Source organism: Streptomyces sp. SAS_272 (assembly GCF_052543235.1).
Window position 1 is genome coordinate 90,827 of the sequence record NZ_JBMNDR010000019.1, and the last position, 12,508, is coordinate 103,334.

Annotated in this window: 12 protein-coding genes and 1 pseudogene; 6 read left to right on the forward strand and 7 right to left on the reverse strand. The window is 73.0% G+C overall.

Annotated features, from left to right (window positions below):
- Positions 1 to 64: 64 nt before the first annotated feature.
- Entirely contained in the window at positions 65 to 670 is a 606-nt protein-coding gene (locus ACN6LD_RS14355; protein ID WP_266724350.1) for a MarC family protein, read from the forward strand.
- A gap of 146 nt (positions 671 to 816) precedes the next feature.
- Here the strand turns inward: ACN6LD_RS14355 and ACN6LD_RS14360 are convergent, their stop codons facing one another.
- Entirely contained in the window at positions 817 to 969 is a 153-nt protein-coding gene (locus ACN6LD_RS14360) for a hypothetical protein (protein ID WP_107105381.1), read from the reverse strand.
- Positions 970 to 1,164: 195 nt separating this feature from the next.
- Here ACN6LD_RS14360 and ACN6LD_RS14365 point away from each other — a divergent pair, with 195 nt between their 5' ends.
- Complete coding sequence (locus ACN6LD_RS14365; RefSeq protein WP_445043343.1) at positions 1,165 to 2,061, forward strand: NYN domain-containing protein; 897 nt, start codon at positions 1,165 to 1,167, stop codon at positions 2,059 to 2,061.
- Positions 2,062 to 2,127: 66 nt separating this feature from the next.
- Here ACN6LD_RS14365 and ACN6LD_RS14370 read toward each other — a convergent pair whose 3' ends face one another.
- Both ACN6LD_RS14370 and ACN6LD_RS14375 read right to left on the reverse strand, forming a co-directional pair.
- Positions 2,128 to 3,012 carry an alpha/beta fold hydrolase gene (locus tag ACN6LD_RS14370; RefSeq protein ID WP_319188779.1) on the reverse strand — a complete coding sequence of 295 codons (885 nt, stop codon included), beginning with the start codon at positions 3,010 to 3,012 and terminating at the stop codon, positions 2,128 to 2,130.
- A 183-nt stretch (positions 3,013 to 3,195) separates the two neighbouring features.
- Positions 3,196 to 5,844, reverse strand: a complete 2,649-nt coding sequence (locus ACN6LD_RS14375; protein WP_445043344.1) for a DEAD/DEAH box helicase — start codon at positions 5,842 to 5,844, stop codon at positions 3,196 to 3,198.
- Positions 5,845 to 6,360: 516 nt separating this feature from the next.
- On the opposite strand from ACN6LD_RS14375, the gene ACN6LD_RS14380 reads away from it, so the two are divergent.
- On the forward strand, positions 6,361 to 7,089 hold the full coding sequence (locus ACN6LD_RS14380) for a ferritin-like fold-containing protein (RefSeq protein ID WP_319188734.1): 729 nt from the start codon (positions 6,361 to 6,363) through the stop codon (positions 7,087 to 7,089).
- Positions 7,090 to 7,233: 144 nt separating this feature from the next.
- On the opposite strand, the gene ACN6LD_RS14385 is transcribed toward ACN6LD_RS14380, so the two are convergent.
- The 4 genes from ACN6LD_RS14385 to ACN6LD_RS14400 form a co-directional block, all read right to left on the reverse strand.
- A complete protein-coding gene (locus ACN6LD_RS14385) occupies positions 7,234 to 7,503 on the reverse strand; it encodes a hypothetical protein (RefSeq protein ID WP_319188732.1) in 270 nt (89 codons plus the stop codon).
- A gap of 255 nt (positions 7,504 to 7,758) precedes the next feature.
- Entirely contained in the window at positions 7,759 to 7,986 is a 228-nt protein-coding gene (locus ACN6LD_RS14390; RefSeq protein ID WP_020130831.1) for a DUF3107 domain-containing protein, read from the reverse strand.
- Between the two features lie 143 nt (positions 7,987 to 8,129).
- Entirely contained in the window at positions 8,130 to 8,771 is a 642-nt protein-coding gene (locus ACN6LD_RS14395) for a TetR/AcrR family transcriptional regulator (protein ID WP_107442030.1), read from the reverse strand.
- 181 nt (positions 8,772 to 8,952) lie between these two features.
- Positions 8,953 to 9,171 (reverse strand): hypothetical protein, encoded by a 219-nt coding sequence (locus ACN6LD_RS14400; RefSeq protein ID WP_319188730.1) that lies wholly within the window; start codon positions 9,169 to 9,171, stop codon positions 8,953 to 8,955.
- Positions 9,172 to 9,458: 287 nt separating this feature from the next.
- Here ACN6LD_RS14400 and ACN6LD_RS14405 point away from each other — a divergent pair, with 287 nt between their 5' ends.
- The 3 genes and pseudogenes from ACN6LD_RS14405 to ACN6LD_RS14415 form a co-directional block, all read left to right on the forward strand.
- Positions 9,459 to 10,436, forward strand: coding sequence for an alpha/beta fold hydrolase (locus ACN6LD_RS14405; protein WP_445043345.1), 978 nt, complete (start codon positions 9,459 to 9,461; stop codon positions 10,434 to 10,436).
- Positions 10,437 to 10,746: 310 nt separating this feature from the next.
- Positions 10,747 to 11,850: a DUF3152 domain-containing protein gene (locus ACN6LD_RS14410; RefSeq protein WP_445043346.1), complete on the forward strand. Its 1,104-nt coding sequence runs from the start codon at positions 10,747 to 10,749 to the stop codon at positions 11,848 to 11,850.
- A 41-nt stretch (positions 11,851 to 11,891) separates the two neighbouring features.
- Positions 11,892 to 12,383: pseudogene (locus ACN6LD_RS14415) on the forward strand (ATP-binding cassette domain-containing protein); the annotation flags it as partial.
- Positions 12,384 to 12,508: the final 125 nt, after the last annotated feature.

A 12,508-nucleotide genomic window follows, 5' to 3' on the forward strand; every position in this document is an offset into this window, starting at 1 on the left:
ACGCGCCCGGACTGCTCCCGACCTCACTCCCGTCCGTCCTCCCTCCCCGCAAGGCTTAGCACTGATGTTCGACGTTGCTGTTTTCGGCTCCCTCTTCCTCACCCTCTTCGTCATCATGGATCCCCCCGGGATCACCCCGATCTTTCTCGCGCTCACCGCCGGACGTCCCGGCAAGGTGCAGAAGCGGATGGCCTTCCAGGCCGTCTGCGTGGCGGGCGGCGTGATCGCCGTCTTCGGACTCCTCGGGCACCAGATCCTCGACTATCTGCACGTCTCCGTGCCCGCGCTGATGATCGCGGGCGGGCTGCTGCTTCTGCTGATCGCACTCGACCTGCTCACCGGCAAGACCGACGAGCCGAAGCAGACCAAGGACGTCAACGTCGCGCTCGTCCCGCTGGGCATGCCGTTGCTGGCCGGTCCCGGCGCCATCGTGTCGGTCATCCTCGCCGTGCAGAAGGCGGACGGGGTGGCGGCGCAGGCGTCGGTCTGGGCGGCCATCCTGGCCATCCATGTCGTGCTGTGGCTCGTGATGCGGTACTCGCTGCTGATCATCCGGGTCATCAAGGACGGCGGCGTGGTCCTGGTGACCCGGCTGGCGGGCATGATGCTCTCCGCGATCGCCGTGCAGCAGATCATCAACGGGGTCACCCAGGTCGTCCGGTCGAGCTGACCGGCCCTCGCGGCCGGCGACCCGCGGACCCCCGAGGCGCGGACGCGCGGACCTGCTGGCACGCGGACACGCGGACACGCGGACACGCAGAGCCCCCTACGGCCGTGCCGTAGGGGGCTCGCAAACCTGTAAGGGGACCCGCGCTGTTACGAGGCCGTGGGGTCGGCCGGACGGATCCACAGCCGCTGCCCGATGGCGGCGGCCTGCTGAACGATCCGGTTGACGGAGGCGGCGTCCACGACGGTGCTGTCCACGGGGGTTCCGTCGACGTCGTCGAGTCGCATGATTTCGAAGCGCATGGCTTCTCCCTTCGTCTGGTCATCCTCCTGAGGAGAACTACTCGGTTACGTAGGGAGTCAACGGCATGCGTGTTTCAAACATTCCCTACGCTAAAGAAATTTTTCGAACGACTAATTACTAGCGAGTAAGGGAGCTTGGGTCGACTGAACGGGACCGGTTGTGTTCGCAGCGTGACCACCGGGACAATGGAGGCGATGAACGACGACCTCCCGGCCCTCGCCGCCCGCATCGACCGCACGAACGAGCTGCTGACCCGCATGCTCGCCGAGGTGGCCAAGACGCCCTCGACCCACGCGATCTTCGTCGACGCGGGGTACCTGTACGCGGCGGCGGGGCGTCTGGTGGCCGGGACCGAGGACCGCCGCGCCTTCGACCTCGACGCCGAGGGCCTGATCGAGGCGCTCATCGACCGCGCCCGCTCGATCTTCGCCGACAGCCGGCTGCTGCGCGTCTACTGGTACGACGGCGCCCGGCGGCGCATCCACACCGCCGAGCAACAGTCCATCGCCGAACTGCCGGACGTGAAGGTGCGGTTGGGCAACCTCAACGCCAACAACCAGCAGAAGGGCGTCGATTCGCTGATCCGCTCGGACCTCGAGTCGCTGGCCCGGCACCGGGCCATCAGCGACGCGGCCCTGCTGGGCGGCGACGAGGACCTCGTCTCGGCGGTGGAGGCCGCGCAGGGGTACGGGGCCCGCGTCCACCTGTGGGGCATCGAGGCGCCGGAAGGCCGCAACCAGGCCGAGCCGCTGCTCTGGGAGGTCGACAGCCAGCGCACCCTCGACCTCGACTTCTTCAAGCCCTACGTCTCCCGGCGCATCGCCGCGGCCTACGAGGCGGCCGGCGTGAGCCGGCCCACCCGTGAGGCCGTCCGCTTCGCCGGCGCGCAGATCGCCGCCAAGTGGCTGGGTGCGCGGGGCAGGGAGAGCCTGGCCGAGCTGCTGCCGGGCCACCCCTACCTGCCCGGCTCCGTCGACCAGGACCTCCTCGTGGAGGCCGAGGGCATCCTGCAGTACTCGCTGCGCGGCCAGGCGGACCTGCGGCGCGCGCTGCGGGACGGCTTCTGGGAGCACGTGCAGACCCAGTACTAGGGCGTCCGCATCGGCCGCGCCGCGGGCTCCGGCCCGGTGCCGGACAGGTGCCGGGCCGGCTCCCGGCTAGCTCCGGGGGGTGTCCGCGAGGCCGTCCCAGAAGTCGGCGAGACCGCCGGCCGTCAGCAGCGGCTGGTCCTGGTTGGGGGAGTGGTCGGCGTCCGGCACGACCGTCCGGTGCGCCCGCAGTTCCGCGGCCATCGCGTCGAGGAGGGGCACCGGCCAGGTGTCGTCCGACGCGCCCGACAGGACGTGGAACGGCAGCGGGACGGCGGCGAGCTCCGCGACCCGGTTCGGTTCGACGCACAACCGGCGTCCCGTGACGAGGAGTTGGGCCGGTTTGTGGTTGAGCCAGCGCTGCCGCATCCGGGCCGGCCCGCCGGAACCGCGGGCCGGTCCGCCGATCTCCTCCGGCGCGCCCATCGCCAGGATGGCCTGCCAGACCTCGGCCATCGTCATCACCGCGAGCGCGTCGTGCAGCAGCTTCACGCGCTGCTTCTGGGACTCCGAGATCTCCGCCGGGCCGGAGGAGACGAGCGTGAGCGAGGCGAAGGGGGAGTGGTCCAGGAGGACGGCGGCGCGGGCGATCTGCCCGCCCAGGGAGTGGCCGACGAGATGCACAGGCGTGCCGAGAGCGGTCGCCTGCGCGAGGACGTCACGGGCCAACTCTCCCTGGGCGTAAGGCGATTCGTCGTCGGCGGGGCCGTCGGACTCGTTCTGCCCCCGGCCGTCCACGGCGACGGTCCGGTAGCCGCGGGCGGCCAGCGGCTCGTGCAGCCGGTGGAAGTCCTCCTTGCTCCCGGTGAACCCCGGCAGCAGCAGCGCGACACCCCGCTGCTCCACACCGGCGGCCACGGGCGCGTCGACCACGGCGAACGCCCCGCGCGAGGTCCGCAGGGGGTACGCGCGGGCCCCGGGCGGCGGTGGGAACACAGGCTGCGAGTCGGGCACGGCCGGCGCGGCGGCGCGGATGGGCACGACGGCGCCGGGCCGCCCGGCGGGGCTGACGGAAGGCTCGGCGGAGAGGGCGGGCTCGCTGGGGTCGGTCACGGGGGGAGAGTACCGGGGACGGGGAAACGCCGAGGGCCCGGTCCACAGGGTGTGGACCGGGCCCTCGTGCGTGAGCTCGCCGGCTCAGCCGTCCGTCGGCTCCGCGACCGCCTTGGCGGCCGCCGTCTTGCGGGTGCGGCGCGGCTTGACGGCTTCCGTCTCCTGCGTGGCCTGGGCCGGGATGTCGGCCGTGGCCTTGCGGACCGTACGGCGGCGGGGCTTGGGCTCCGCGCCTTCGGCCGTCTCGACGGCTGCCTCGGCCGGGACCGGGGCGGTGGCGGCCACCTTGCGGGCGCGCCGCGGCCTCGTGACGGCGGCCTCCGCGACCGGCTCCGCCGCGGGGGCCTCGGTGACCTCGGTGACCTCGGCGGCCTTGGCGGCCGCCGTCTTGCGGGTGCGGCGCGGCTTGACCTCGACGCCCTCGGCGGTGTCGACCGCGGCCACGGCGGGAGCCGCCGCCTTACGGGTGCGCCGCGGCTTGACCTCCGCTTCGGGAGTCTCCGGGGCCTCGACGACGGTGACGGCAGCGGCGGTCTTGGCGGCAGCCGTCTTGCGCGTCCGGCGGGGTTTGGCCTCGATGGCCTCGGCCGTGTCCAGGGCGGCCTCAGCCGCGGCCGGGGCCGTCGCCGTGGCCTTGGCGGCCGTCTTGCGGGTGCGGCGCGGCTTGGCCTCGATCGCCTCGGCCGTGTCGACCGCGGCGCTCGCCTCGGCCTCGACCGGGGCGGACGCGGCGGCCTTGCGGGTGCGGCGCGGCTTGACGGCTTCCGCCTCCTGCGCGGCCTGGGCCGGGATGTCGGCCGTGGCCTTGCGGGCGGTGCGGGTGCGCGGCGCGGGCTCGGCCGTCTCGGCGGTGGCGACCGCGGTCCCGGCGGCGGCCGTCTTGCGGGTGCGGCGCGGCTTGACCGCCGGCTCCACGGCCGCGGCGGCCTCCGGGGCCACCTCGACGCCCGTGACGGTGTCGACCGCTGCTTCGGCCGGGGCCGTCGCCTTGCGGGTACGGCGGCGCGGCGCGGCCTCCGCCACCGGCTCGGCCGGCTCGGCCGCTTCGGTCGTGACGGTCGGCTCCGCCGTGTCGGCGACGGGCTCCGCGGTCCTGCGGGTACGGCGGCGGCGCGGCTTGGACGCCTCGGTCGTGGTCTCCGGCGTGTCGAGGGCGGGGCCCTCCGCCGTCGTCACGGCCGTCTCCGCCGCCTCTGCGGCGGACTCGACGGTCGTCACCGGGGTGACGGCCTCCGGCGCGGATCCGTTGCGGGTACGGCGGCGACGGCGCGGGGTGCGCGGGCCGGCGGCCTCCTCTGCGACGGGCGTCCGCTCGGCGACGGGCCCCTGCTCCAGTGCGGTCCCGGCGGGCGCCGCAGCCGCGTCGAGGGGCGAGCCGTTGCGGGTACGCCGACGGCGACGCGGCGTACGCGCTGCCTCCTCGCGGTCGTCGGAACGGTCCGTGGAGCGCTCGGAGGAGCGTCCGCCGGAACGGGAGTCGCCCCGCCCGCCGCGGCCGCCGCGGTCACTGCGGTCACCACGACCGCGCGCAGCACGGCCGCCGGGCTCACCCAGGTCCTCGAGCTCCTCCGCGTCGAGCCCGGCGCGGGTGCGCTCCGAGCGCGGCAGGACGCCCTTGGTGCCGGCGGGAATGCCGAGTTCCTCGAAGAAGTGCGGAGAGGTGGAGTACGTCTCCGGCGGGTCGCTGAACTCGAGCTCCAGCGCCTTGTTGATGAGCTGCCAGCGAGGGATGTCGTCCCAGTCGACGAGCGTGATCGCGATGCCCTTGGCGCCCGCGCGGCCGGTACGGCCGATGCGGTGCAGGTACGTCTTCTCGTCCTCGGGGGACTGGTAGTTGATGACGTGCGTGACGCCTTCGACGTCGATGCCGCGGGCGGCGACGTCGGTGCAGACGAGGACGTCGACCTTGCCGTTGCGGAAGGCGCGCAGCGCCTGCTCGCGGGCGCCCTGGCCGAGGTCGCCGTGGACCGCGCCGGAGGCGAAGCCGCGCTGCTGGAGCTGGTCGGCCAGGTCGGCCGCCGTGCGCTTGGTACGGCAGAACACCATGACCAGCCCGCGGCCGTCGGCCTGCAGGATGCGCGAGACCATCTCGGGCTTGTCCATGTTGTGCGCGCGGTACACGTGCTGCTTGGTGTTCGCGACGGTGCGGCCCGCGTCGTCCGGCGAGGTGGCGTTGATGTGCGTGGGCTGCGACATGTAGCGGCGTGCGAGACCGATGACCGCGCCCGGCATGGTCGCCGAGAACAGCATGGTCTGGCGCTTCGCCGGAAGCATGTTGATGATCTTCTCGACGTCGGGCAGGAAGCCCAGGTCGAGCATCTCGTCGGCCTCGTCGAGGACGAGCGACCGGATGTGCTTGAGGTCGAGCTTCTTCTGGCCCGCGAGGTCCAGCAGACGGCCCGGGGTGCCGACGACGACGTCGACGCCCTTCTTGAGGGCCTCGACCTGGGGCTCGTAGGCGCGGCCGCCGTAGATGGCGAGAACGCGCACGTTGCGCACCTTGCCCGCGGTCAGCAGGTCGTTGGTGACCTGCGTGCACAGCTCACGCGTGGGGACGACGATGAGCGCCTGCGGGGCGTCGGTGAGGTCCTCGGGGCGGGCGCGGCCGGCCTCGACGTCGGCGGGGACGGTCACGCGCTCGAGGAGCGGGAGGCCGAAGCCGAGCGTCTTGCCGGTGCCCGTCTTGGCCTGTCCGATGACGTCGGTGCCCGTCAGGGCGACCGGGAGCGTCATCTCCTGGATGGGGAAGGGAGTGGTGATGCCGACGGCCTCGAGGGCTTCGGCGGTCTCGGAAAGGATTCCGAGCTCTCGGAACGTAGTCAGGGTGCTGCCTCTTCTGTGTACGCGGTGCGAGGCGAGCGCGGGGGTCGTGACGGACCGTGCCGGGGACGTCGGATGCCTTACGGGCGAACCGCTCGCGGCAAGCCGTATGGCACGGGACCTCTGCCGACGCTCTAGCGCTCGTACCGCTGAGGGTGTCCCTCTGGCCGGCGTACGCGATGTGCCGTACGAGCCATGAGGGCTGTCGGGTCGGAGCCGATCGGGCCACCGACCGGGCATCCTCATACGTGCGGCCCGTCGAATATTCGGCAGGCGCATTACCACCATACCCCGGAATCGCGCACATGCGATGGCTGATTCGGTCACGTTGTGGTTGTCACAGTGCCTGGACCGGTCCGTTGCGTCTTCGTCGTCACACTGACTGACCAGGGACTTCCACCCCGCGGCGAGCGGGCTATTGTGCGCTGCATGACGACCTCTGACAAGCCCGAGATCACCGCTACCGGAATCGCGGCCCAGGACTGGACGACGGCCTCCGCCGATCCGCAGTACCGTGCCGCGGTCGTGGACCTGTTGGGCGCGTTGGCGTACGGCGAGCTGGCGGCGTTCGAGCGGCTCGCGGAGGACGCCAAGCTGGCGCCCACCCTGGCGGACAAGGCGGAGCTGGCGAAGATGGCGTCGGCGGAGTTCCACCACTTCGAGCGGCTGCGGGACCGGCTCACGGAGATCGGCGAGGAGCCGACGCTGGCCATGGAGCCGTTCGTGGCCGCGCTCGACGGCTTCCACCGCCAGACGGCCCCCTCTGACTGGCTGGAGGGTCTGGTCAAGGCGTACGTCGGCGACTCGATCGCGAGCGACTTCTACCGTGAGGTCGCGGTGCGTCTGGACACCGACAGCCGCGCGCTGGTGCTGGCGGTGCTGGACGACACCGGCCACGCCGGTTTCGCCGTGGACCGGGTGCGCTCGGCCATCGACGCGGAGCCCCGGGTGGGCGGCCGGCTCGCACTGTGGGCCCGGCGGCTGATGGGCGAGGCCCTGTCGCAGTCCCAGCGGGTGGTCGCGGACCGCGACGCGCTGTCGACGATGCTGGTGGGCGGGGTCGCGGACGGCTTCGATCTCGCCGAGGTGGGCCGGATGTTCTCCCGGATCACCGAGGCGCACACCAAGCGGATGGCCGCGCTGGGCCTCGCCGCCTGAGGCGCTCCCTGGAAGCCGCCGGTGGCGGACGTCGGCTGAGGCCGATGGCGTCCGGGCGGGCCGATGGCGTCGGGCGGGTCGGTGGCGTCGGGCGGGCCGGGTGCCTCGGCTCGCCGGTCCCGGCACCCCGGCGGCCCCCGGGGGTCACGCCGGCGCGGATCGTCGGCGCAGTCTTCCGGCGGGGCGCAGCAGCAGGGAGAGCGAGGCGGCGGAGATGATCGCCGCGCCGAGGAGGCTCGGCAGGAAGCTGCCGGGGCCCAGCGCGCTGTGGGTGACGAAGTCACCGAACAGGGCTCCGGCGATGCCCGTCGCGAAGACGAGCGTGCGGACCGGCAGGCGGTGGGAGAGGCGGGTGACCGCCGTCCACGCGAGCACGAGACCGAGCACAGCGGAGCCGAGCGCTTCCAAGATCATTTGAGTCCCTCCCAGGCGGCGGGGCTGTGCACCAACGTCGTAGCGCGTCATACCCGTGACCTGCGGAATGCAATCCTCCCCCGTGGGCGCGTCGTGCTCCTTCCGTGGAAAGGGACGGACGGGGACGACGGGACGTGAGGACGGTGCTGGGAAGAGCCGCCGCGAGGCGGTGGCGGCGGGCCCGAAGACGCGCAGAAAAGGGGAGGAGCCCGGCGACCGTGTCGGTCCCCGGGCCCCTCCCGCGGATCGCTGCGCCTACAGTGCGCCGAAGCCCACCTTGCGCGGGGCGGGCTCGCCCAGCTCGACGTAGGCGAGACGGTCGGCCGGGACCAGGACCTTGCGGCCGTGCTGGTCCACGAGGCTGAGCAGCTGTGACTTCCCGGCCAGGGCCTCGGCCACCACGCGCTCGACCTCCTCGGGAGTCTGACCGCTCTCCAGAACGATCTCGCGAGGCGCGTGCAGCACGCCGATCTTGACCTCCACGGCTATGTCCCTCCGACGGTCATGAGATGCGCGGGCGTCCGCGCCGTACGCAGCACACATTAGCCCGGTGAGGGGACGTACACGGTGCGCCCGTCCACGCCAGGAGCGAACAGCGGGCGGGAACAAACGCCCGCCCCGCCCGCTCAGTGCTGATCGATGCCGTGCAGCGGGAACCCCGCGATGCCCCGCCAGGCCAGCGAGGCCAGCAGCTGCACCGCCTGGTCGCGCGGCACGCTGCGGTCGCTGTGCAGCCAGGAACGGGCCACGACCTGTGCCAGACCGCCGAGGCCGGAGGCGAGCAGCATCGACTCCGCGCGGGAGAGGCCGGTGTCCTCGGCGATGACCTCGCAGATCGCCTCGGCGCACTCGCCCGTGACCTTGTCGACGCGCTCGCGCACCGCGGGCTCGTTCGTCAGGTCCGACTCGAAGACCAGGCGGAAGGCGCCGCCGTCGTCCTCCACGTACGCGAAGTAGGCGTCCATGGTCGCCCGGACGCGCTGCTTGTTGTCGGTCGTCGACGCGAGCGCGCCCCGCACGGCCTGGATCAGCGACTCGCAGTGCTGGTCCAGGAGGGCGAGATAGAGATCGAGCTTGCCCGGGAAGTGCTGGTAGAGCACAGGCTTGCTGACGCCGGCCCGCTCGGCGATGTCGTCCATCGCGGCCGCGTGGTAGCCCTGTGCGACGAAGACTTCCTGGGCGGCGCCCAGCAGCTGGTTCCGCCGGGCACGGCGCGGAAGGCGTGTGCCCCGCGGGCGCGCCGCCTCTGTCTGCTCGATGGCTGTCACGCCGCCTCCCAAAGTCGTCCTCTTGCGGTGAGCGCCGCGTCGCCATCGTACTTTTCGGTAACCCCGGTGTGCGCGGTGCGAACGCAGAATTTCACGGACTGGACGAGGACAGAAGTGGTCGAGATGGTTTCGAAACGGTAGGTTCCGGGCATACTCGTCCCCCGGTCCAGCTCAGCGCCGTTCAGCGGTAGTCGTCCTCGTCGATCGAGACGACGCGCGCCTGTTCGGCGAGATCGGCCTCGTTGGCCCGCGCGGGATCGGCGTCCTCCAGGGGGTCGTCGCGCTCCTGCGTGACGTCCGCGAGCTGCTCGGCGGCGTCCTCCTCGGGCGCCTCCACGGCGATCTCCCCGAAGTCGTCGTCCTCGTCGAAGGCTTCCGGGTCGGTCGGGTCAACGGTCATGGCGGGCTCCCTTCCTACGAACGCCCCTGCTAACTGCGGGGGCCACCAGCGGGTGCCCTCGATACGAGCCTAGGAGACACCCGTTTCGGACGCTATGCGATCGCCGAGCGGAGTGCCCCCGATTCCCGCAGGTATGACCCCTGGGGGCGGATCTGCCCGGCCCCGGCCCGGTGATCGCGCGCAGACGGCTCGCGCACGGCACGCGGACCGCCTCATCGTGCACACCGTCCACGCGTGTGACGGCGAACACACAAGACCGCGCGTGATCGTCTCGTAACATTGCCCGCATGTCTTCGACCGAGCTCCCCTCCGTGCCGCCCACCAGCGTGCTGCCGAAGGCGGCCGCCGTACGGGTCGCGGAGGGCGAGCGGCTGCGGTCCGTGGGGCTGCCCGGCGTCACGTTGACGGTCCGGTCGCGGCCCCCCGCGCGCGCGGGACTGCAGCCGGCGCTGTACGTGCACGGCCTCGGCGGCTCCTCGCAGAACTGGTCCGCGCTGATGGCCGCGCTCGACGGGGCGGTGGCCGGCGAGGCCGTCGATCTCCCCGGCTTCGGCGACTCCCCGCCACCGGACGACGGCGACTACTCCATCACGGCACACGCGCGTGCCGTCATCCGCTACCTCGACGCGGCCGAGCGAGGTCCCGTGCATCTCCTCGGCAACTCCCTCGGCGGCGCCGTGGCCACCCGGGTCGCCGCGGTCCGCCCGGACCTGGTGCGCACCCTGACGCTGGTCTCGCCCGCGCTCCCGGAGCTCCGGGTGCAGCGCACCGCGGTCCCCACGGGCCTGGTCGGCCTGCCCGGTGTGGCCGCGCTCTTCAGCCGGCTCAGCCGTGAGTGGACCGCCGAGCAGCGCGTCCGCGGCGTGATGGGCCTCTGTTACGGCGACCCCGGGCGGGTCAGTCCGGAGGCGTTCCGGGACGCGGTGCAGGAGCTGGAGCGGCGGCTGCAACTGCCCTACTTCTGGGACGCGCTGACGCGCTCGACGCGCGGACTGCTGAGCGCCTACACGCTGGGCGGGCAACACGGGCTGTGGCGCCAGGCCGAGCGGGTCCTCGCCCCCACACTCCTCGTCTACGGCGGTCGCGACCAGCTCGTCGGCTACCGCATGGCGCAGCGCTCCGCCCGCGCCTTCCGCGGCTCCCGTCTGCTGACGCTGCCGGACGCCGGGCACGTGGCGATGATGGAGTACCCCGAGGCGGTGGCGAGAGCCTTCCGGGAGCTGCTGGCCGACACCTCGGCCCCGACCGAGACCACGGGGGGCTGAGGCCGACGTGGGACGTCACAGCCGGCGTGGACCCGCGCCCAAGCGTGCGGGGGACGGCGCCCCCCGGGGCGCGTCACCGGGAGCCCCTCAGGGGAGTCCCGCAGGGCCGGTCCAGAAAGACGTGCGCGGCGGCCGCGCCCAGGCCCCGCCCCTCGGCCTCGACGGGACGCCCGCGCACGGCGTGCCCCGCTTCGCCGACGGGACGCCCGCCCACGGGTTTCCGCAGGCCCGCGGGGGTCATCCCGAGCAGCGTGAGACCGGAGGCGGCTGGGGTGACTTGAGAGCGCGTCAGCCGGGTACCGGGCAGCCCGTGATACCGCGTCAGCGACCCGTTCCCCCGAGCGGCCCGGGCCAGGGCCCCCGTCCCTCCGGTCGCGGGGCACGCCAGGGGCCACGCCAGGACTACCTCGACGCCTTCGGCGGCGACGAGGAAGACGACGTCTTCACGCGCGCGAGACCGACGTACGCGCCGCCACGCCCCCGGGAGCGCGCCCCGCACGCCCCTGGGCCCGCAGCGGACGCCGTCTCCCGTGAGAGCGCCCCGGTCGCCGCCGGCCGGGGCGACGGCATGCCGCCCGCCGGCGAGTCCGTGTCCGCCGCCAGGAGCGGCAAGGGGCGGGCGTTCACCGGCATCGCGGCCGCCGCCGTCACCACGGTGCTGGCCGTCGTGGTGGCCGGACAGGTCACCGACGGGCGGGGCGACGAGGCCGTCCGGTCCCAGTCCGCGACCGAGCGGGCCGAGCGGGGCTCCGCCGACGACGCCACGCGCGGGGACGACCGGCCGAGCCCTTCGGTCTCGCCCGGCGTCGTCACGCTGACCTACGCGCAGAAGATGTCCGCCAAGTACCCCCTGGCCGCCGAGCTGAAGGGGTCGGGGAAGTTCGACGCGATCCCGGGCGTCGCCAAGGCGCCCGGCAAGGGGCGGAAGTACACCTACCGCGTCGACGTCGAGCAGGGGCTCGGGCTCGACGGCGAACTCTTCGCCCAGGCCGTGCAGAAGACGCTCAACGACGACCGCAGCTGGGCCCACGGCGGCGCCCGCACCTTCGAGCGCATCCACTCGGGCAAACCCGACTTCGTCATCACGCTCGCAAGCCCGGGCACCACCGCCGAGTGGTGCGCCAAGTCGGGTCTGGACACCACGGAGGACAACGTCTCCTGCGACTCGGCCGCCACCGAGCGCGTGATGATCAACGCGTACCGGTGGGCGCAGGGCTCGTCGACCTTCGGCGACGCGATGTACGCCTACCGGCAGATGCTGATCAACCACGAGGTCGGCCACCGGCTCGGCTTCGGCCACGTCACCTGCGACAAGGACGGCGAACTCGCGCCGGTCATGCAGCAGCAGACCAAGTTCCTCGACCACGACGGGATTCACTGCCGACCCAACCCCTGGGCCTTTCCCGGGAGTTGACGCAGGGCAACAGAGGTCGCATTGACATGCCCGGAAAGTTCGACCGCGACGAGACCCTGATCCGGCGGCGCGTGGCGGAACTGCTGGAGCGTGTGGGGCTCGAAGCGGCGCACCACGACCGTTACCCGCACGAGTTCAGCGGCGGTCAGCGCCAGCGCGTGGGCATCGCCCGGGCGCTCGCGGCCGACCCGCGCGTCATCGTCTGCGACGAGCCCGTCTCCGCGCTCGACGTGACGACGCAGGCCCAGGTCGTCGCGCTGCTCGGCGAGCTGCAGCGGGAGCTCGGCCTGGCGCTCGTCTTCGTCGCCCACGACCTCGCCGTGGTCCGCCACGTCAGCGACCGGGTCGCGGTGATGCGGCACGGGCGTGTCGTCGAGGAGGGGCCCGCCGACGACGTGTACGGGAATCCGCGCGATCCGTACACCAGGCAGCTCCTGGCCGCCGTGCCGGCTCTCGACCCCGCGGTCGCCGCCCGCAGACGCGCCGAGCGGCGCGTGGAGCGAACGGGTGCCGTCCCCGAACGCGTGGCGTGACGTTGCGCAGTCGGATGATCTCTTAGCGCGACCGAACGCGACCCGCACGGGAAAGTTACGACCGTTCACCCCTTTTGGGGGGGGGGGGGGGGGGGGGGGGGGGGGGGGGGGGGGGGGGGGGGGGG